Genomic DNA, 22428 nt, shown 5'->3' on the forward strand with positions numbered 1-22428 from the left:
TAGCTATGGAATGGTTAACCTACCTACTCAAAGTTACCGCCTGTACGGTGTTATTCTTTGGCTTCTACCTGCTGGTTTTAAGAAAACTGACTTTCTTTAAAATCAACCGTTTTTATTTGCTGGCTACGCTGTTGCTTAGTTTTATTATTCCGGCTTTGCAGTTCGAAGTTAAGCGAGAAATAACAATAGTAGAAACTGAGGTTCCGGTTAATATACCTGAAATAAAACCCATAGCTCAAGCGCCTGTTCAGCCCGTTATGGTGAAGTACCAGCCAGAGGTAGCGCCTAAAATCGACTGGGTGGCGGTGATGTATTACGTTTATGGTTGTACTGCTTCGCTTATACTATTGGTCTGCCTGTGGCGTTTGTTCAGCTTGCTTAAGCATACTAATAGGTATACTAAAAATGGCGATGGCCTAAAGCTGATTACCAAAACAGAAGGGTTTACCAACTGTTCTTTTTTTAACTATGTTTTTATAAATGATGAAGATTTAAGTACAGCCGATTTATCGGTTTTGCTTAAACACGAACAGGTTCATGCCAGGCAATATCATTCGATCGATAAAATTGTTTTAATGGTTTTTAAAGCCGTTTTGTGGTTTAATCCTGTTGTTTACTTATATGATAAAGCTTTGGAACAGATCCATGAATATGAGGCAGATGAAATCAGTTCTACAGATTTTGGCAATCAGGAATATGCCAACCTCCTTTTAAAACTGGCGATCAGCAAAAGTGATGTGCCGCTGATCCACAATTTTGTGAAGAGCCCGATTAAAGACCGGATTAAAATGTTGTTTAAACAAAAATCTGGAAATATGAAAAAATTAGTTTATGTATTGGCATTGCCGATATTACTGGGGCTGGTGTATGGTTTTACAGTAGAATATGTTGATGTTTCCCGCACAGTACAAACCGACATTAAAACATTACAAACCGATTCCATACTTGGAAAGTCGATTGAAGGAGTGGTTATTGAATTTAATAAGAAAGATAACCGTAAAACATTCAGCTTAAAAACGGCAACTGGTATTTATTCAATAGAATATAATAATGCTAACAATAAACTTAAAATAGGTGACAAAGTGATTGCGTTAATTAGTGCAAATATATTGCCGCCTGTACCAATTGGGGAGCCTGATCGATTTAAAGATGTCGATATTACCTACTTGCCTAAAACTATAAAAGATTTAAAAGGTAATTTAATTTACGAGTTTAAACCTGAAAAACATGCCTTTTTATATGAAGCCAATAAAGCACGTTTTGCTTCCTCTAAAATTAAATCTATTCAAAAAGGTGCCAATGGTAAGATTGAAAAGATTGTTTTGAATGATGGATTTTTTATCATCAGCCTAAACCTTAAAACACAGAACATAAAGGATGATAATTTTAAAGTTGGTGATAAGGTACTGGTTAAATTTATTGGGGAAAAGTTGGTTTCAAAAAATACTTATAGTACAGATAAAATGATTGTGCTGTATTCTGAACCTAAAAAATATACAATCAAAAATGAAGCGCTTTATAACCGGTTTTATTTTAATGATGGGAAGCAGAAAGTAGCTGCGGTAAGAGATGATCCAGCCAAAATTTCAGAACCTGTTAAACCTAAAATCATCTCCTTTTCTAAGATAACGGGTGATACAAAAAATAAGATTTCTTACATGGAAAATGCGGTTATCGATATTAGCAATTGCAGATTAGAAGCCAGGTATGTTGAGTTGGATCAAGCCAACAATAAAATGATCGCCAAAAATGCATCGCTTAAAAATTCTAAACAAAATGTTATGGTAAAGTCTAACCTCATGAAGTTTGACCTAAAAAAAGGAGATTATCGTATTGATATCGGTGATGAAACCAAAACAGGCAATAATCTTGAAAAATTGATTAATTCTATTGCTCATCGTGGTTATATAGACAATTCAGAGGTCGATTACAATGCTAGTGACTCTATTACAATAAGTAAGGATAAATCAATAATTTCTTTATTTGGAAATGCCAAGGTGTTTTACAATAAAACAGTACTATCAGGAACGAAAATCGTTTATAACAAAAAGAACAGTTCGGTAACGGTAAACAATGCAACGATGATGTCGAGTGACAATAAAACCGTTAAGGCAGACAGCATATATTTTGATCTGAAAACCACAAAAGCTATATTATATAGCGCTGATTTTAAACGCTAGATGTTAAAATTTCTTTTCTTTCTTTTTACTTTTTTTTCTGTTTTATCTGCTGAAGCCCAATTTAATCTTTCAGGAAAAGTAACAGGCCAAGAGGATAAAGCCGCACCATTTGTTACCATTAAAATCTCTGATGCTAAAAATCGGGTAAATTATACTCAAACAGATAGTTTGGGATTGTACCATTTCAACAATTTACAAGCTGGGAAATATTCAGTCATTTGCTCTGCAATCAATTATAAAGCTGTAAAACAGTCATTTGCCTTAACAAAAGATACCGTAATTAATATTCAGCTCCAGGAAAATCGAAACAAGCTTGCTGATGTTCAGATCAATGCTAGAAAAGCTTTAATAGAAAAACTGATCGATAGGACAGTTTTTAATGTCGAGAACAGTGTTTCTGCCATCGGAACAGATGCTTTGGAACTGCTTTCGAAAGTGCCAGGTATTAGGGTTTTGAATGATAAGGTTTCTTTGGTAGACAAGGGTGCTGTTAACATCATGATCAACGATAAATTGGTGCCCTTGTCAGATGATGAACTGTCGAATTATTTAAAATCAATTTCATCAGGCAATATCGCCAAGATTGAAGTGATTACCAATCCACCGGCAAAATATGATGCCCATGGAAATAATGGATTGATTAATATTGTATTGAAGAAAGTTACAGCCGAAGGCTTTAGAGGGTCGGTTAATACAGCTTTTTCACAAGCTACTCATCCAACGGCATCTGCAGGTGCGAATTTGAGTTTTCGGAAAAATAAAATTACACTCTCCTCAAATTTCAATGTCAGAAAAGGATCTCTTGTGCCGTTTGAGCAAAGTAATGTTTTTTATCCAACACAGAGCTGGAATATTGTAAATAAGGACCGGAATTTTAGAACGGTACCGAGCGGACAGATCGGAATTGATTATCAGGCCTCCTCAAAAACAGTATTGGGTTTATCATATAACGCTGGCTTAACCAAATTTCATTCCGAAGAAAATATTAAAACCACTGTTTATAGCAAAACCGGTAATTTAGATTCAGTACTGAATTCTGATGCCAATGCCAAAATCAGGTCTCATTATCATTCGGCCAATATTTATTTAAAACAGGCCTTGGATTCTACAGGGAAACAACTAACCATTAACGGCGATTGGTTTAAATACAGTGATGATAAAAACAGGTTTTTTAACAATACGAGTTATTTCCAAAATGGAGGGGTTATCCCGGATTCCTTTGCCGAATACCTATCAACCAGCAAACAAAATATAGATTTATATACCTTAAAAGCCGATGTAGACCTGCCCTATAAAACCTTTAAGTTGTCCTTCGGTACAAAACTGAGCTTTATCAAAAACCAGAGTGATCTTGCCTTTTACAAAGTCCGTAATGCGGTTTACGAATTAGATCCGGGCCAAACCAACCTTTTTAACTATCAGGAAAATACACAGGCCCTCTATGTTAATTATAATAAAACGATAAGACGATGGGATTTTCAGGCCGGACTAAGAGGAGAGTATACGCAGATTGATGGCATATCCGTTAATGAACAAAATCGAAATGAGTATTTCCGTCTTTTTCCTACATTTTACATTGTTTATCGTGCAAATGATAAAAGTACTTTTGCGCTTAATTATGGCCGTCGGATCAACCGGCCTGCTTACCGCAAATTGAATCCTTTCCGCTGGTACAGCAATCAATATGCCTATACTGAAGGAAATCCTTTTTTGCAACCATCTTATAACGACAACATCGAAATTTCTCACACTTATAATAATGTCTTCACCACGACACTATCTTTTAGTCATACCACAAACGGCTTTAATGATGTAAATTTTATTGATGCTGGCACTAACATCCAGGCGGCCAAACCTGTTAACTTTATTACAGGGTATCATTATCAGTTCAGCAATGCAGTTACTTTTAATGTGTTGAAATGGTTGGAAAGTATCAATCAGGTTGATGTTTTTTATAATACATCAAATTCCAGCATCACGCAAACCTTAAGTAACCTGAATGGATTTGGTGGTTATTTTTCTACATTAAATCAGTTTGTTTTTAACCCGTCGAAAACTATTTTAGGTGAAGCCAGTTTCTGGTATCAATTTCCCTCAGTTGATGGACTGAACCAGAATAAAAACCAATATAACCTCGATCTGGGTATAAAAACCTTATTATTTAACAAAAAGATCCAATTGGCCATTACCGCTACCGATGTTTTAAAAACGAATCAATACCGGTTTAACAGTTTGGTCAACAACATCAGGCAGGATTATAATAACTATTACGATAGCCGCCAACTCAAGATTGCCTTCCGCTATAATTTTGGCAATGAAAAAATTAAACAGCAGGATAGAAAGCCGGGTAATGAAGAGGAGCGGAGGAGGAGTAATTAGAGATGTAGGAGAAAAGGTGCTGGCAAATCGTCATTCCCAACTTGATTGGAAATCGTAATGACTTATTTGGGCTTGTAGCTTGCATTAAGATTAGCTTCGCTGAGCACTGCGTGGTTCCCGCCTGCGCGGGAAAGACGACCATTCGTTGTAATCTGTCATTGGTAACTTGTTCAGCATCTATATTGTTATAAGATTCTTCACTGCGTTCAGAATGACAAGTCTGGCTGGATGATAACTAGTAAAGTATCTCTTCATTTCCGTGACAATAAGCTATCTGTGTTGATTTGTGTGTATCTGTGGCTAAAGATACTTCGACTATGCTTAGGATGACAAAAGGAACAGGAAGATAGTACGAACCTCCTCCGTCATATCTTTCCGATTATACATCCCCCGTCCCCTAAAACGCTTCCGCCAAACTGATGTAAAACCCGGCCTGGCGTTTTTCGTTTGGCAATTTTTCGCCAATGCCATAATCTAACCGAACACTCAAACCTTTTGCGGGATCGAAAAAGTAACGCCCACCAACACCAAAGTTTGGTTTTAGCCCATCGCCATTAAACTCACCGTTTGCAAATACTTTACCAGTACCTGCAAAAGCGACAATGCCAAAACGGTTCATAAAACGGTAGCGGATTTCGGCCTGAGCGGCCATCAGGTTTTCGTCGCGGTAGCGGCCACTGTAGTAACCGCGCATCATCTGGTCGTTGCCTAACTGTTGTAACAGGTAAAATGGAGTGCTCTTGCTCTGAATGGTATAAAAAATGCCCTGTACCCCTAAAACTACCTTTGGTGCCAGGCTAAAGAAACCACGGAGATCTAGTTTAATCTGTGAGCCATTAAAACTTTCTCCGCCAAAAAAATCAGGCGCGTATTGATAGGTTGCTCTACCAAAAAAGCCTTTTGTTGGATAATTATTGCTGTTCCGCGTATCGTAACTCTGCGATGCACCGATCCAGGCTACTGAACCACCCTCTTTATCCAAAATCTGTGGATTGGTGGTGAAAATGCCGCCAATTTCCTTATCTATAAAACGGTAATTCTCAAAACCTAGCGAAATACCCGTATAAGCTTTTGGTAAAGTGTTCATTTCCGCATCGAAAAGCGTTTTAAATACCCGTTGGTCTAGTTTATCTTCATTTGCCTTTATTGCATTGTTGCCAATACCATAAAAATTAAATGGCTGGTTTTTGAAACGGATATCACCGATAAAATGATATTTATTTCCTTTCGTCCAGGCATCGCCCTTCAACATAAAATTAGCTGTCTTTTTGGTAGAATAGGTTGTGTTCAAGGCAAAGTTGGAACTGCGGTTCAGCGTGTCTTTACGGTCTATGTAAAATGAATAAATGGCACCAACGCCAAATTCAAAGCCTGTTTCCTGACTATAGCCAAAAGCTGGCAAAGGTAAAAAGCTTGCTTTACGGGTAGTATCTTTTTCATTTGAGAGCATCTTTTTGATCAGTTTCATCTGTCCAAACGAACTTCCTGAAATGAGCGCAAGTATAATAATTAGATAATATTTTTTCATTGTCACAAAGAAAAGGAAATTTAGTTATAGTTCATTAGTCGATGGTTCATTTGTTGATTGGTACTGCAAACTGCTTTTCAAATAAAGATCCTTCGACTTCGCTCAGGATGACAAACCGCGAGGGAATGATCAGCTCTAATTTTTATCAGTTAATAGACGTCGTGTTCTAGTCGCTATGCGCCAAACGCCATGCTCCAATCGCTAAACGCTTTTACGTTTTAACCTTTCGGCCTAAATACCTATTTTTGCCGCAAACAATACAAAACGAAATGAGCAATACAAGAGGACCAATATCTCAGTTTATGGAGCGTAATTACCTCCATTTTAATGCTGCGGCAATGATGGATGCGGCTAAAGGATACGAAACGCATTTAGATGAAGGTGGTAAAATGATGATCACACTTGCTGGTGCAATGAGTACTGCAGAATTGGGGATTTCACTTGCAGAAATGATTCGCCAGGATAAAGTGGCTATTATTTCTTGTACTGGTGCAAACCTTGAAGAAGATATTATGAACCTGGTAGCACATTCACATTATAAACGTGTACCAAACTATCGCGATTTAAGTCCGCAGGATGAATGGGACCTTTTAGAAAACCATTACAACCGTGTTACCGATACCTGTATCCCTGAAGAAGAGGCTTTCCGCCGTTTGCAGAAACACATTCAAAAAATCTGGATGGATGCCGAAGCTGCAGGTGAGCGTTATTTTCCGCATGAATTTATGTATAAAATGCTTTTAAGCGGAGATTTAGAGCAATACTATGAAATTGATCCTAAAAATTCATGGATGCTTGCTGCGGCTGAAAAGAATTTGCCGATTGTAGTTCCGGGATGGGAAGATTCTACCATGGGAAACATTTTTGCATCGTATGTGATGAAAAAAGAACTTACCGCAACTACTGTAAAAGGTGGTATTGAATATATGGGTTGGTTGGCCGACTGGTATATTGCGAACAGCGGAGGAAAAGGAATCGGTTTCTTCCAGATTGGTGGCGGTATAGCCGGCGATTTCCCTATTTGTGTAGTACCAATGCTTTATCAGGATATGGAAATGGAAAATATTCCTTTCTGGAGTTATTTCTGCCAGATTTCAGATTCGACTACTTCTTATGGCTCATATTCTGGTGCTGTACCGAACGAAAAGATTACCTGGGGTAAACTGGATATCAATACGCCAAAATTTATTGTAGAAAGTGATGCGACAATTGTTGCACCGTTAATGTTTGCCTGGATATTAAAACAATAATCATTAAAAATAAATAAACCAAATTGGTTTCTAGTATGCCCATTGGAGATAACATATCAAAAATGGGCATTTTTATTGCCTGAATGGCTTGAAACGACATTTGTTTAGAATGATTATAAATTGTATTTCCAGTCACTATTATGTCATGGGATTTATTAATAAGTTATACTTTTGTTCAAGTTTTGGTGGGGCTACCCCTAGTTCAGCATCAATTTCACAACAAAAAGTAAATTAAATAAGTATAAAGTGTTCATTATGAGAGATATCTCGATGATTTTAAAAAGCGTTTGGAAGTCGTTATTCGTATTTTCAGCAATTTCCGTAATAGCGGTTTCTACCGTAAATGCGCAGGATGCTAAAGAGGGAAGAACGCTTTTCAAAGCAAAATGTTCTTCGTGCCATGCGTTAGATGCTAAATTGGTTGGTCCGGCCTTAACTGGTGTAAGCGATCGCCATTCAGAAGAATTCCTTTTAAAGTGGATTCCTAATTCTCAGGGATTGGTGGCATCTGGAAATCCAGAGGCTGTTAAATTATTCAATGAGAATGGAAAAGTACCAATGACTTCTTTTCCTGAATTGGATGAAACAAAAGTTAAAGACATCTTACAATACATTAAAGAAGGTGAGCCAAAAGCAGCTACTCCTGCAGGTGGTGCTGTTGCAGTAAAAGATGAATCTACTTCAGGTTTATCAATTGCAGGTATTGTAGCCATCGTTGTATTAGCGATTGTTATTTTAGTAATCTTAGGTCGTGCTTCTAAATTGTTAGAGCGCCTGATTTTACAAAAACAAGGTATCGAGATTGAAGAAGATGTGCCGTTAAAGGTAGGTGTGCGCAAGATGTTCAAAAACAAGAAATTTGTAATGTTCTTTATCTTGTGTTTAATCATCTGTTTAGGTTCATTCGGTTGGATGGGCATGTGGAACACTGGTGTTCATACCGGTTACCAACCAGTTCAGCCAATTAAATTCTCTCACGAGTTGCACGCTGGTATCAATCAGATCGATTGTCAGTATTGTCACAATGGAGCATTTAAATCTAAAAATGCCACTATTCCATCATTAAATGTTTGTATGAACTGCCATAAAGCTGTTCAGGCAAGAGATAAATATGAAGGTGAGATTTCTCCAGAGATCAAAAAAATCTACAATGCTTTAGGTTACGATCCTGAAACACAGAAATATGATGAAGGTAAAGCTAAACCAATGGAATGGGTACGTGTACACAACCTTCCTGATTTTGCTTACTTCAATCACTCTCAACACGTAGTTGTTGCAGAAGATGCAATCCGTAAAGCAAAAGGATTACAACCAACAGAACCTGTATGTTTCGCTTGTCACGGTCCGGTTAACACAATGGAAGAAATTTACCAATATTCTCCATTAACCATGAAATGGTGTATTAACTGTCATAAGGAAACAGATATTTCTGGTCAGAAAAATAATGCTTTCTACGCTAAGGTTATCGAAGCGCACGAGAAGATTAAAAAAGGCGAGAAAATTACACCAGCGTTATTGGGTGGTTTAGAGTGTGGTAAATGCCACTATTAATAGATAGAGTTTAGTAAGAACGTTCGAATAAACAGTAATATAGCTTAAATGGAAAGCAACAAAAAATACTGGAAAGGCTTAGAGGAGTATAACAATACACCCGATTTTGTTAAGAATAGCAAAAACGAATTCGCCGAGCCACTTCCAATAGAAGATGTTTTAAATGAAGCAGGGTTAAGTACCGTTACCCCACGCCGCGACTTTTTAAAGGCGTTAGGTTTTGGGCTAGGTGCAGTAACTTTGGCAGCCTGTCAAACTGCCCCTGTTCATAAATCTATTCCTTACCTGGTAAAGCCTGAAGAGGTTACTCCGGGTATTCCTAACTATTATACTTCGAGCTTTAATGGCCAGAGTATTTTAGTTAAAACGAGAGAGGGACGCCCGATTAAAATTGAACCAAATCCAAATGCGGGTCAATTTAACTGCGGTACAGATGCGAGAGCGCAAGCTTCGGTTTTAGATTTATATGATGTATCTAAACTAAAAGCACCAGCTTTAGTAAAAGATGGAAAAGTTGAAGAAACTACCTGGGCAAAAATCGACAGCTTTGTAAAAGGCGAGTTGGCAAAAGCACAGGCGGGTGGAAAGAAAATCCGTATTGTAGCATCAACTGTAAACAGCCCGTCAACTAATGCAGTTATTGCGCAGTTTATTGCAAAATATCCTGCTGCTAAATTGGTTCAGTACGATGCGGTTTCTTATACTGGTATTATTCAGGCTAACCAAAACAGTTTCGGTAAAGCAGTTTTGCCGAAATACAACTTTGATAAGGCCGATTTAATTGTAAGTTTCAGTGCCGATTTCTTAGGTACCTGGATTAGCGGAGAAGAGTTTACTGCTCAGTACACTGCTAACCGTAACTACAAATCGTTAGAAAATAAAAAAATGAGCCGCCACATTCAGTTCGAAAGTGGAATGAGCTTAACAGGTACTAATGCAGATACCCGTGTTCCGGTTAAATTATCGGAAGAAGGACCTGCTTTAATTGCTTTATATAATGCAATTACCGGTAGTGCTTTACCTGGCGGAACGTTAGGTAACAACACCACTGCCGATAAAGTAATTAAATTGGTAGCTAAAGAATTAGTACAAGCTAAAGGTAAAGGCCTTGTAGTTTGCGGTTCAAACGATGTTTCTACTCAGATTTTAGTAAATGCTATTAACGCCGCTATCGGAAGTTATGGTACTACTATCGATTTAGATAACCCTTGTTATTTATATGCAGGTAACGATGCCGAATTTAATGGCTTAGTTGCTGAAATGAACCGTGGCGAAGTTGGTGCTGTTTTATTCTTAAACAGTAACCCTGTTTACGATGCCGCAAATGCAAAAGCATTTACTGATGCATTAGCTAAGGTTCCTGCTAAAATTTCATTCTCTGACCGTGCTGATGAAACTGCTAGCGCTTGTGATGCCATTGCAATTAACCATAACTATTTAGAATCATGGGGTGATGCAAACGCTTACGAAGGATATTATTCTATCGTTCAGCCAACAATCAATCCTGTTTTCAATAGCCGCCAGGCTGAAGAAAGTTTATTAACCTGGGCTGATGCTCCTGTTAAAGATTACTATCAGTTTGTACGCAGCAACTGGGAAGCTAAAATGTTACCAGCTGTTGGTTTGAAATGGGAAGAAGTTTTAGACAAAGGAGTGGTTACTGCAACAGCAAAAACTGCTGGAGCCTATTCATTCACTCAATCTTTAGCACAAGTTGCTACTTCAATTGCGAATAGCAGCAAAGCTTTAGCTAAAGAAGTAGAATTACAGGTTTACGAAAGCATCCCGATGCGCGATGGTAAAAATGCAAACAATGCATTCTTACAAGAGTTACCTGATCCGGTTTCTAAAGTAACCTGGGATAATTATGTTGCACTTGCACCAAAATTTGCTGAGAAATTAAAAGTTAAAGAATTTGATGTTGTAACGGTTAAGGCCAGCAACGGATATTCAGTAGATCTTCCGGTATTGATCCAGCCAGGACAAGCACAAGGAACTGCATCTATCGCATTAGGTTATGGCCGTACCAAAACTGGTAAAGCGGGTAACGATGTAGGTAAAAATGCTTTCCCTTTTGTTTCTTTTGTAAATGGAACTTTCCAATATGCTACTTCGGTAACCATTACCCCAACAGGCGGTTATTACGAATTGGCTCAAACACAAACTCACCACTCTTTCGAAGGCCGTGCAGTGATTAAAGAAGCTACTTTTAAGGAGTACTTGAAAAATCCTGGAGCCGGTAACGAAAAAGGCGAGCATAAAGATTACGATCTTTGGGATAAATGGGAAAAACCAGGCAACAACTGGGTGATGGCAATCGATTTGAATGCCTGTACAGGTTGTGGTTCTTGTATTGTTGCTTGTAACGTAGAAAACAACATTCCTGTTGTAGGCCGTGATGAGGTTCGCCGTCGCCGTGAAATGCACTGGATCCGTATCGACCGTTATTACAGCTACGAAACTAAAGACGGTGATGTAACTAGAGAGAAAGAAATTGCTAAGTTAGAAGACTTAGATCACGTTTCTGTGGTTCACCAACCAATGTTGTGCCAACACTGTGATCACGCACCTTGCGAAACCGTTTGTCCGGTATTGGCAACTGTACACTCAAGTGATGGTTTAAACCACATGGCTTATAACCGTTGCGTAGGTACACGTTACTGTGCAAATAACTGTCCATATAAAGTACGTCGTTTCAACTGGTTTAACTACTGGAACGATTCACGTTTCGATAACTATTTAAATAACGAGTTTACCCAATTAGTTTTAAACCCTGATGTAACTACACGTTCGAGAGGGGTAATGGAAAAATGCTCTATGTGTATTCAACGTATACAAGGTGGCAAATTACAAGCTAAACTGGAGAAACGTCCATTAAAAGATGGCGATATTAAAATGGCTTGTCAGGAAGCTTGTTCAGCAAATGCGATTGTATTTGGTGATGCAAACGATCCAAATTCAGAGGTTTCAAAAGCATTACGTTCTGAGCGTATCTACTACGTATTAGAAGAGATCAATGTGAAACCGGGTATCGGATACATGACAAAAATTAGAAATACAGATACAACAGTACAAGCGTAAGCTTTAGTATAAAGAAAATACAAATTATGTCAGGACATAACGAATCAATACTTAGAGAACCATTAATTACCGGAGATAACATCACGTATGCTAAAATTACGGATGATATTTTAAGCCCGGTAGAGAACAAGCCGAACAAGGCTTGGTGGATTGGTTTCATCGTTGCCTCATTAGGTGCTTTACTTTGGGTAGTAGCAGTAAGCTACACTTTCTGGAACGGTATCGGTGCATGGGGTTTAAATAAAACAGTTGGTTGGGCTTGGGATATCACCGGTTTCGTATGGTGGGTAGGTATCGGTCACGCTGGAACACTAATTTCAGCAGTACTATTACTCTTCCGTCAGAACTGGCGTAACTCCATCAACCGTTCGGCAGAGGCGATGACTATTTTCGCCGTAATCTGTGCCGCAACTTATGTTGTATCACACATGGGCCGTCCTTGGTTAGCTTATTGGGTTTTACCTTTACCAAACCAATTTGGATCACTTTGGGTAAACTTTAACTCACCGCTGGTGTGGGATATGTTTGCGATCTCGACTTACTTCTCTGTATCATTATTATTCTGGTACACAGGTTTATTGCCAGATATTGCTACCATCCGCGACCGTGCAGTGGGTACACGTAGAAAAATCTATTCTATCTTCTCTTTTGGATGGAGTGGAAGTGTTAAAACATGGCAACGTTTCGAAGCGGTGTCGTTAATCTTAGCAGGTATCTCTACACCACTTGTACTTTCGGTACACACCATTGTATCAATGGACTTTGCAACATCGGTAATTCCGGGATGGCACACGACCATCTTCCCTCCATACTTCGTTGCTGGAGCGATTTTCTCAGGGTTTGCGATGGTATTAACCTTATTATTGGTTGCACGTAAAGTATTGGGCTTAGAAAACTATATCACCATGTTCCACATCGAGTCGATGAATAAAATCATCATCTTAACCGGATCAATCGTAGGTGTGGCTTATTTAACTGAGTTCTTCATCGCCTGGTATTCAGGTTCTGAGTATGAGCAGTATGCATTTATCAACAGATCTACCGGTCCTTACTGGTGGTCGTACTGGATGATGATGACTTGTAACGTAATCTCTCCACAGTTGTTATGGTTCAAAAAGATCCGTTTAAGCATTAAAGCTACCTGGATTTTATCAATTGTAGTAAACGTGGGTATGTGGTTCGAACGTTTCGTAATTATCGTTACTTCATTACACCGCGATTATATTCCATCAAGTTGGGCAATGTTCTATCCAACCTGGGTTGATATCAGTGTATTCGTAGGTTCAATTGGTTTGTTCTTTACTTTATTCTTATTGTTCTTAAGAGTATTGCCATCAATCGCTATAGCAGAGGTTAAATTATTATTGAAAACTGCAAGTGAGCAAGCCAAAATGAAACAGATTAAAGAAGGGCATGAGAATAAAGAATACGTTGCAGAATACGTAGAGTCTTTAGAAAAATTTGATAGTGTTAAACAAGAAGATTACGCAAAAATATAACAATGAGTGATATCAAATATATTTTAGGCAGCTTTGGCGATCCTGACGAAATGATGCACGGCATCGAAAAGCTTCAGGAGAATAACATCAGCATTCATGATGTATATACACCGATGCCTATACACGGAATAGAAGCCAAATTAGGAATTAAAAGATCTAGAATCGATATCGCAGCATTTTGCTTTGGTATTACCGGTACTTGCTGTGCATTCGCTTTGATTTATTTCTGCGCGGTAATCGATTGGAGAGTAAACATAGGTGGTAAACCATCATTCGCATTACCGGATTTTATTCCGATAATGTTCGAGCTTACAGTATTATTCTGTGCTTTCGGTATGGTGTTAACTTATTATGCATCTACTCACTTATTTCCGGGAAGAGCACCAAGAGTGATGGATTTACGTGCTACTGATGATCGTTTTGTTATTGCAGTTGATGCAAAAGACAATGTAGAACATACTGTAATTGATGGATTATTAAAAGATGCAGGTGCTTTAGAAATAAAGTATAATGAAAGGAAGTACATTAGCTATGAATAAGAATAAATTTGTTTACACGGCGTTTTTAGCTATCGCTTTTGCAGCTACCTTTTCTGCTTGTAAAGATAAACGCAGTACTGGCTTGGAATATGCCAGAAACATGTATGATCCGATTGCTTATAATCCAGATCAGCCAAACAAAAATTTTAAAGATGGTAAAACAGCTCAGTTGCCACCTGCACATACTAAACCAGTAGGTTTTACTGAATACGATGAGTATCCTAATACAAAAGAAGGATATGAAGCAGCAGGTGTGAGTATGGTTAACCCTTTACCAGTAGATACTGTAAATTTAGCTCAGGGTAAACACTTATTTACCGTTTTCTGTAGCCCTTGCCACGGAGAAAAAGGCGATGGACAGGGACACTTAGTTAAAATTGAGAAATTTAGTGGTGTACCTGCTTATCAAACAGGCTCATCGTCTAGAGGTGGTAACATGGTTGATCTTACTGCAGGTAAAATTTACCACACCATTACATACGGTGTAAATAACATGGGCTCGCATGCTTCGCAAATCTCACCAACAGATCGTTGGAAAGTAGTGATGTATGTTCAACAATTACAAAAAGGACAATAGTAAAGCAAATATAAATGGGAACTCACAATATTAATTTTAGTGAACAGTTTGAGTTTACAGGTAAAGTAAAAACTTTAAGCATAGTTGGTATCATTTTAGGTGTTGCTGCTGTTGGTTATGGCTTTTTCGCTGGTGATAAAATAATGCACGAGCGTACTTTTGCTAACCTGTTGCTTATGGCATATTACTTTGCATGCGTTTGTATGTCGGGTACATTTTTCCTAGCTGTTCAATACGTAGCTCAAGCAGGTTGGTCTGCGTCGATTTTACGTGTACCACAGGCTATGGCAAAAACATTGCCTATTGCAGCTGTAATACTTGTTGTAGTAATTTCGGCAGGTTTATATACACATAACTTATATCACCACTGGCATGCTGATGGATTAACTGATCCAAACAGCCCGAACTACGATTCATTAATCGCTGGTAAGTCGGTGTTCTTAAATGTACCTTTTTTCTTAGGCCGCCAAGTGGTGTTCTTAGGTATCTATAGTATATTTTCGATCATGTTTGTTAAGTTTTCTTACAACGAAGATTTAGCAGGTGGCTTAAATTCTTACAGAAAAAGCTTTAAAAATGCTTGTATCTTCTTGGTAATCTATGGTTTTACAACGCCAATTTTTGCTTTCGATACCGTAATGTCATTAGAGGCGCACTGGTTCTCAACCATGTTCGGTTGGTATAACTTCGCCGCTATGTGGGTAAGCAGTTTAGCTACTATTGCCATTATTCTTATCTTATTAAGAAGAGCTGGTTATATGCAATGGGTTAACAATAGCCACTTACACAATTTAGGTCAGTTTATTTTCGGTTTCTCTATCTTCTGGACTTATGTATGGTTTGCTCAATTCTTATTGATTTACTATGCAAACATGCCTGAAGAGACTGTATACTTCTACAAACGCTTTGAATATTACAAGTTCTGGTTTTTCTTAAACCTGGCCATGAACTTCTTAGCGCCAGTATTATTATTAATGGACAGAGATAACAAAAGAACAGATGCGAAATTGTTGTTCGTTGCTATTGTGGTATTGTTAGGTCACTGGGTAGATTACTACCAAATGATTATGCCAGGAGCGGTAGAAGAAGGACATAATGGTTTTGGTATCATTGAAATTGGTACTGCAATAGGTTTCGTAGGATTGTTTACCTTTACGGTTTTAACATCATTAAGCAAAAAACCGTTAATTGCAAAGAACCACCCATTATTACAAGAAAGTTTGCATCATCAACTGTAGTGGTGATAAGATAAAGCAAATATTTAATTATTATTATAATTAGCAGTACAGCGTACTACTTTTAAGAAAATGAGTTTAAGAAAGTTTATAACGAATAAAACGACCGCAGCTTTAGCAGTATTGATTACTGTTTTTGCAAACACTAGCGTATTTGCGCAAGATGCAGCAGCAGGTGCTGCCGCGGCACCGAAAGTTGATATGGGCGAGGTTTATAAATCGGTAATATTTTATATTCTGGTTTTCCTTGCCATATGCTTATTCATTGCAATTATTGGTAAAGCAATAAAAGTATATGAATTAAGCCGTGAAGCACAAGGTAAACCTGTTGGTATTAACTGGAACAGGGTACACGCAAGTTTATTTGCGCTGTTTTTAGTTATCGGTTTATATGGTGTATATTGGGAATATACAGTACATGGGGCAATGTTACTTCCTGATGCAGCATCTGAGCACGGAAAGAAAATTGATGAGATGTTTAATTTAACATTAATCATTACCACCATTGTATTTGTAGTTACGCACATCTTATTATTCGGATTTTCTTATATCTATAAATACTCAGCTAAAAGAAAAGCTTACTACTACCCACACAATAATACCATCGAAAAAATCTGGACAATTGTTCCGGCTTTAGTATTAACTGTTTTGGTATTAATGGGTTTCTTAACCTGGAGATCTATTTTCTTCAAAGTTGAAGATCCAAATAACAAACCATTGCAGATAGAAGTTACTTCTGAGCAGTTTAAATGGTCTATCCGTTATCCTGGAGCTGATGGAATAGTAGGTAACAAAAACTACAAGTTAACTACAGCTACCAATACATTGGGTATCGATTTCAAAGATATCAACTCTCGTGATGATGAGATGGCTGATGAAATGGTTCTTCCTGTTGGTAAACCAGTTAAATTGATCTTAACCAGTAAAGATGTAATTCACAGTTTTTATATGCCGCACTTCAGGGTACAGTTAAATACCGTACCAGGTATGAGAACTATATTTGAGTTTACGCCTACAAAAACTACTGCAGAAATGCAGCAAGAAACTAACGATCCTAACTTTAAGTACCTTTTCTTATGTGCTAAAATTTGCGGTGCCGGTCACTACAACATGCAAAAAGTGGTACGTGTAGTTTCTGAGGCGGAGTACAAAACTTGGATAGCTGAACAAAAAACATACTTAAACGACGATTTAAGAAAACAATTTAATTTGCCAGTGGCACCTGCACCTGTAAAATCAGTAGCAGATTCAGCAGCTAAAGATTCAGCAGCTGTGAAAACTAACCAAATGGCTTTAAATAAATAATATTAAGCAGGAGCGAACGAATTATGTCAACAATAGCATTACACGACGAACACAATCACGATCACGCTGATCATGGGCATCATAAAGAGACTTTGATTTCAAAGTACATCTTTAGTATGGATCATAAAATGATTGCTAAGCAATTTTTGATTACCGGTATTATTATGGCGGTAATAGCAATGGGCTTATCAATTTTATTCCGTATTCAATTGGCATGGCCAGATCAAAACTTCCCTTTCTTAGAAACATTTTTAGGTAAATGGGCTGAAGGTGGGCGTATTAAGTCTGACTTTTATCTGGCTTTGGTAACCATACACGGTACCATCATGGTATTCTTTGTACTAACCGCCGGATTGAGTGGTACATTTAGTAACTTACTTATTCCGCTTCAAATTGGAGCAAGAGACATGGCCTCGCCATTCTTAAACATGCTTTCATACTGGTTCTTCTTTATGGCCTGTGTAATCATGATGTCTTCATTCTTTATCCAAACAGGTCCTGCATCAGGTGGTTGGACGGTTTATCCGCCATTGTCGGTTGTAGAGAAGGCAATGCCAGGTTCTGGTTTAGGTATGACTTTATGGTTAATCAGTATGGTACTTTTCGTAGCATCATCTTTAATGGGTGGTATTAACTATGTGAGTACAATTTTAAACATGCGTACTAAAGGTATGGACCTTTGGAAAATGCCATTAACCATCTGGGCTTTCTTTTTGACCGCTATTTTAGGTATCTTATCATTCCCTGTTCTTGTAGCTGGGGTAGTGTTAATGGTATTCGACCGTAGTTTTGGAACAAGTTTCTACTTATCAGATATCGTAATGGGTACCGATATTTTACCAAATGAAGGTGGTTCGCCAATTTTATGGCAACACTTATTCTGGTTCTTAGGTCACCCTGAGGTATATATCGTAATTATGCCAGCATTGGGTATCTCATCAGAGGTTATCTCTGTAAACTCACGTAAACCAATCTTTGGTTACCATGCAATGGTTTACTCTTTAATTGGTATTACCGTATTATCGTTCATCGTATGGGGTCACCATATGTTTGTAACGGGGATGAATCCATTGTTGGGTGGTGTGTTTATGATTACCACATTGATTATTGCAGTACCATCAGCAGTAAAAACCTTTAACTATTTAGCTACATTATGGCGTGGTAACATCCGTTTCACTCCAGCAATGTTATTTGCTATCGGTTTAGTTTCATTCTTTATCTCTGGTGGTTTAACCGGTATCTTCTTAGGAAATGCTTCGTTAGATATTAACTTACACGATACCTACTTTGTTGTTGCCCACTTCCACTTGGTAATGGGATCTGCAGCAATCTTTGGTATGCTTGCAGGTGTGTATCACTGGTTCCCTAAAATGTTCGGTAGAATGATGAATGCTAAATTGGGATATTTACACTTCTGGTTAACTTTCATTGCAGCTTACCTGGTATTCTTCCCGCTTCACTTCTTAGGTTTAGATGGTGTACCTCGTCGTTACTATGCATTTACTGAGTTTGAATTTATGAAGAAATGGTTAACTGTTAACGTATTTGTAACATGGGCAGCTATTATGGCAGCACTAGCTCAGGTAGCGTTCTTGTTTAACTTCTTTTATTCAATCTTTAAAGGAAAAGTATCTCCTCAAAATCCTTGGGAATCGAATACATTAGAGTGGACTGCTCCGGTAGAACACCTACATGGTAACTGGCCGGGAGAAATTCCTACGGTTTACAGATGGCCATATGACTATAGCAAACCAGGTCATGATGCTGACTTTATTCCTCAAACTGTTCCTTTCTCTCAAACCATGAGCTCTAACTTGCCTCACGATTTTGAAGGAAATGCAGAAGCAGAAAAAATACAGCAAGATTGGGAATTAGCTAACCCTGTTGCAGAAAACAAGGGCTAGTTTAAGCTTAAAAATAAAATTTTAAAAGGGGTATCTGATTAAGTTTCTGCTTATCCGGATACCCTTTTCATCTTAATAGATATATGGTCAGCAGATCAGAACAACGTTTCATTAGAATTAATCTTATAACCATCATAGTTACGCTATTGGTTATACTTGCCGGTGGTATTGTGCGCAGTACCGGATCTGGCATGGGATGCCCGGATTGGCCTAAATGTTTCGATCGTTACATTCCGCCAACTGATGTATCGCAACTTCCTGCCAATTATAAAGAGAAATATGTGGCAGGTAGGTTAAAGAAGAATGAGAAATTTGCCAAGTATCTGGAAAGCATGGGTAAAGTAGCCCTGGCTGATAGCATTAGGCATGATAAGAGTATTACAATACCTGAAGCGTTTAATCCAACTAAAACCTGGACTGAATACCTGAATAGATTGGCTGGGGTAGCCGCAGGAATATTCTTGTTTTTAACAGTTGTGTATTCATTTGCCTACCGCAAAACAGCTAAACGAATTATTCTACTCAGTATCCTCAATCTTTTTGTAGTGGGATACCAAGGTTGGTTAGGTTCGATAGTGGTTTCTACCAACCTGGCGCAATGGGTGGTAACTGTACACATGTTGTTGGCATTGGTTATTTTAGCGATATCTATTTATACCTACAATTATGCGAAGCAATTAAATAAAACGCCTTCGGTAATTATGTACCGAATAGCATGGCTAAAGGGATTTTTGTTTTTTACCCTTGTAATCAGTATTGTTCAGATTGTTTTAGGGACTGAAGTTAGAGAAGCTGTAGATGTGATTGCAAAATCACTTTCTTATGGAAGCAAGAATACATGGATTTCGAAAGTAGGAGAAGTATTCTCTTATCATCGTGATTTAGCTATACTCGTAGTAATTGCCAATGCAGTAGTATATAAAATGGTTATTGACCGTTTTAGTGGTAAGGCTGCACCGTTGTTAACTGCAAGGTTTATGTTAATAACGCTCCTCATACAGTTATTAAGTGGTTTTGCTTTAGCGTATATAGCTTTTCCACCGGCAGCGCAGGCTTTGCACATTTTGTTCTCTACGCTGTTATTTAGTTTACAGTTTTACCTGTACTTATTGGTTTACCGAACAAGTACATATAAACAATAATATTTAAGAAAATTGAAACAATATCTTTCAGATTTTTCTAAACTTGTCAAATTCAGGCTATCGTTTACGGTGGTGTTTTCGGCGTCGATCTCTTTTTTGATCGGACAGAAAATGCAGGTGGGTAGAGACCATATCCCTAGTATCGATTGGGGAAACTGGCTAATATTGATTGCCGGTGGTTTTTTAGTTACCGCTGCTGCAAACTGTTTTAACGAAATTATTGAGAAGGACTTAGATAAGCTAATGTCTAGAACTAAAGATCGCCCTATGCCAGCAGGCAGAATGACTACCGGACAAGGATTGATCCTGGGGGTTTTTATGGCATTTTTGGGTACCTGGTTACTCGGTAAACTAAACTTAGAAACAGGTTTGCTTTCTGTATTTTCAATTTTGCTATATGCTTTTGCTTATACACCATTAAAGAGGAAATCGCCAATAGCAGTTTTTGTTGGCGCCATTCCAGGCGCTTTACCACCACTTATTGGGTATTTAGCAGCATTTGGTAGTTTAAAAGCCGAAATGTTCCACGAAATTGATTATTACATTGCGGGCATTCTGTTTTTAATCCAGTTTGTATGGCAGTTTCCACATTTCTGGGCAATTGCCTGGGTTTTGGATGATGATTATAAGAAAGCAGGTTTTAGGTTGTTACCTACAAAAAAAAGAGATAAAACCTCTGCTTTGCTTACCTTTTTAAGTACATTAATTTTAATTCCGGTAAGTTTACTGCCAACGCTATATGGTTTTGGTGGATACTACATTGCTGGTTTATCTTTAATAGCAGGGCTTATATTTAGCTGGCTGGCTTTTAAACTTTTAATGAACAGAGAATTGGCTGACGCCAAGAAAGTAATGTTCTGTTCGTTTTTTTACATCCCCGCTGTACAGTTGGGCTTATTATTAAATTTTATAGCAAAATAATTTATGGTGCTAACAATGGAAAAGATGCAGGATACGTTTGACCCTAAACCAAGGAAATTTATTGTTTGGTTATTTGTCGTATCATCAACAATTATGTTTGGTGGTTTTACCAGTTATTATCTGGTATTTGCCGCTTCGAAGGGAAAGGGACATGGTTTAGTTTTACCTGATGCTTTTATTTACTCTAGTTTGGTAATTATTGCCAGTAGCATCACCTTGGTGCTGGCATCAAAAGCTTTAAAGAAACTGAACTTTAGCTTACAGCGCAACATGCTGTGGATTACCGTAATATTAGCCATCGCTTTTGGTGTAATGCAGTTTAATGCCTGGGGAAGTATGGTTAGAACCGGAGCAACCCTTGTAGGAAATAACGCTGCGATATCATTTATTTATGTGGTATCTGGCATGCACTTATTACATATTATTGGCGGTGTTGGCCTTATTATTAATGCTTTAGCAGGCAGCTATAAAAGCCTTCCAGTTGCCAAAGTCCAGTATAGAATGGAAATTGCTTCTATTTTTTGGCATTTTATAGATATATTATGGATATATCTGTATGTTTTTTTACTTTTGAACCGTTAAATTTGTTAACAAACTATTATACTATTTCCAAATGAATGCAGTATCACAATTAGATCAAGTTAAAACCGGACCATGGAATGGTGGTCGTTCTCCGTGGTCGGTAGAATATGGTAAAATCATGATGTGGTTTTTCCTTTTGTCAGATGCTTTTACCTTTTCATCTTTATTGATCTACTACGGCGCTCAGCGTTTTTCTAAATTAACATGGCCAGCTCCGGATAAGGTTTTCCAATCTATTCCAGGTATTGCAGAACATGGCGCTCCATTAGTTTTCGTAGGTATCATGACCTTTATCTTAATCATGAGTTCGGTAACCATGGTTTTAGCTGTAGAGGCTGGTCACAGACGTTCTAAAAAAGAAGTTATCGGCTGGATGATTGCAACCATTATTGGTGGTTTCATGTTCTTAGGTTGTCAGGCTATTGAGTGGACTCACTTACACCATGATGGTTTCTGGTGGGGACATATTCCGTCAGCAGAAGAATTAAAACATTTCTTCCTTAAACCAGAAGATGTATCATTAGTTGCTTCTCAACAATTTGCAAACTTATTTTTTACCATTACAGGTTTCCACGGTTTCCACGTATTTAGTGGAGTAATCATTAACATCATCATTTTGATCATGACAATTAATGGAACTTTTGAGAAAAGAGGACATTATCTGATGGTAGAGAAAGTGGGTTTATACTGGCACTTTGTTGATTTAGTTTGGGTGTTCGTATTCACATTCTTCTATTTGGTTTAATTTATCATAT

General features: G+C 37.9%; 16 protein-coding genes. 15 read left to right on the forward strand and 1 reads right to left on the reverse strand.

Going from position 1 to position 22428, the window contains the following annotated elements; translation table 11 throughout:
• The first annotated feature begins 5 nt into the window (after positions 1–5).
• Complete coding sequence (locus tag ACTJKN_RS16690) at positions 6–2180, forward strand: M56 family metallopeptidase (RefSeq protein WP_440826755.1); 2175 nt, start codon at positions 6–8, stop codon at positions 2178–2180.
• A complete protein-coding gene (locus tag ACTJKN_RS16695; RefSeq protein ID WP_440826757.1) occupies positions 2181–4559 on the forward strand; it encodes a TonB-dependent receptor domain-containing protein in 2379 nt (792 codons plus the stop codon).
• A 397-nt stretch (positions 4560–4956) separates the two neighbouring features.
• Here ACTJKN_RS16695 and ACTJKN_RS16700 read toward each other — a convergent pair whose 3' ends face one another.
• The gene (locus tag ACTJKN_RS16700; protein WP_440826759.1) at positions 4957–6087 is read right to left on the reverse strand and encodes a BamA/TamA family outer membrane protein; all 1131 of its coding nucleotides are present in this window, start codon (positions 6085–6087) and stop codon (positions 4957–4959) included.
• A 269-nt stretch (positions 6088–6356) separates the two neighbouring features.
• Between ACTJKN_RS16700 and ACTJKN_RS16705 the strand changes: the two genes are divergently transcribed.
• The 13 genes from ACTJKN_RS16705 to ACTJKN_RS16765 all read left to right on the forward strand — a co-directional run bounded on the left by ACTJKN_RS16705 (position 6357) and on the right by ACTJKN_RS16765 (position 22418).
• A complete protein-coding gene (locus ACTJKN_RS16705; RefSeq protein ID WP_055903284.1) occupies positions 6357–7337 on the forward strand; it encodes a deoxyhypusine synthase family protein in 981 nt (326 codons plus the stop codon).
• A 255-nt stretch (positions 7338–7592) separates the two neighbouring features.
• Positions 7593–8888, forward strand: coding sequence for a c-type cytochrome (locus ACTJKN_RS16710; protein WP_440826762.1), 1296 nt, complete (start codon positions 7593–7595; stop codon positions 8886–8888).
• A 48-nt stretch (positions 8889–8936) separates the two neighbouring features.
• Complete coding sequence (locus ACTJKN_RS16715; protein ID WP_440826764.1) at positions 8937–11969, forward strand: TAT-variant-translocated molybdopterin oxidoreductase; 3033 nt, start codon at positions 8937–8939, stop codon at positions 11967–11969.
• Positions 11970–11995: 26 nt separating this feature from the next.
• Positions 11996–13468: an NrfD/PsrC family molybdoenzyme membrane anchor subunit gene (gene nrfD / locus ACTJKN_RS16720; protein ID WP_057931705.1), complete on the forward strand. Its 1473-nt coding sequence runs from the start codon at positions 11996–11998 to the stop codon at positions 13466–13468.
• A gap of 2 nt (positions 13469–13470) precedes the next feature.
• Complete coding sequence (locus tag ACTJKN_RS16725; RefSeq protein WP_029275887.1) at positions 13471–14007, forward strand: DUF3341 domain-containing protein; 537 nt, start codon at positions 13471–13473, stop codon at positions 14005–14007.
• Positions 13979–14584 carry a c-type cytochrome gene (locus tag ACTJKN_RS16730; RefSeq protein WP_090498417.1) on the forward strand — a complete coding sequence of 202 codons (606 nt, stop codon included), beginning with the start codon at positions 13979–13981 and terminating at the stop codon, positions 14582–14584. The genes ACTJKN_RS16725 and ACTJKN_RS16730 overlap by 29 nt, the downstream gene beginning before the upstream one ends.
• Before the next feature lie 14 nt (positions 14585–14598).
• On the forward strand, positions 14599–15822 hold the full coding sequence (locus tag ACTJKN_RS16735) for a quinol:cytochrome C oxidoreductase (RefSeq protein WP_440826767.1): 1224 nt from the start codon (positions 14599–14601) through the stop codon (positions 15820–15822).
• Positions 15823–15891: 69 nt separating this feature from the next.
• Positions 15892–17124 carry a cytochrome c oxidase subunit II gene (locus tag ACTJKN_RS16740; RefSeq protein WP_440826769.1) on the forward strand — a complete coding sequence of 411 codons (1233 nt, stop codon included), beginning with the start codon at positions 15892–15894 and terminating at the stop codon, positions 17122–17124.
• 23 nt (positions 17125–17147) lie between these two features.
• Entirely contained in the window at positions 17148–19028 is a 1881-nt protein-coding gene (locus ACTJKN_RS16745; RefSeq protein WP_440826771.1) for a cytochrome c oxidase subunit I, read from the forward strand.
• An 83-nt stretch (positions 19029–19111) separates the two neighbouring features.
• The gene (locus tag ACTJKN_RS16750) at positions 19112–20170 is read left to right on the forward strand and encodes a COX15/CtaA family protein (protein WP_440826773.1); all 1059 of its coding nucleotides are present in this window, start codon (positions 19112–19114) and stop codon (positions 20168–20170) included.
• A gap of 12 nt (positions 20171–20182) precedes the next feature.
• Positions 20183–21091 carry a heme o synthase gene (gene cyoE / locus ACTJKN_RS16755; RefSeq protein WP_440826775.1) on the forward strand — a complete coding sequence of 303 codons (909 nt, stop codon included), beginning with the start codon at positions 20183–20185 and terminating at the stop codon, positions 21089–21091.
• 15 nt (positions 21092–21106) lie between these two features.
• Positions 21107–21673, forward strand: a complete 567-nt coding sequence (locus tag ACTJKN_RS16760) for a cytochrome c oxidase subunit 3 (protein WP_083488668.1) — start codon at positions 21107–21109, stop codon at positions 21671–21673.
• Between the two features lie 31 nt (positions 21674–21704).
• On the forward strand, positions 21705–22418 hold the full coding sequence (locus tag ACTJKN_RS16765) for a cytochrome c oxidase subunit 3 (protein ID WP_086547888.1): 714 nt from the start codon (positions 21705–21707) through the stop codon (positions 22416–22418).
• Positions 22419–22428: the final 10 nt, after the last annotated feature.

The sequence above is a fragment of the Pedobacter sp. 22163 genome (genome assembly GCF_052045595.1).
Classification (GTDB): Bacteria; Bacteroidota; Bacteroidia; order Sphingobacteriales; family Sphingobacteriaceae; genus Pedobacter.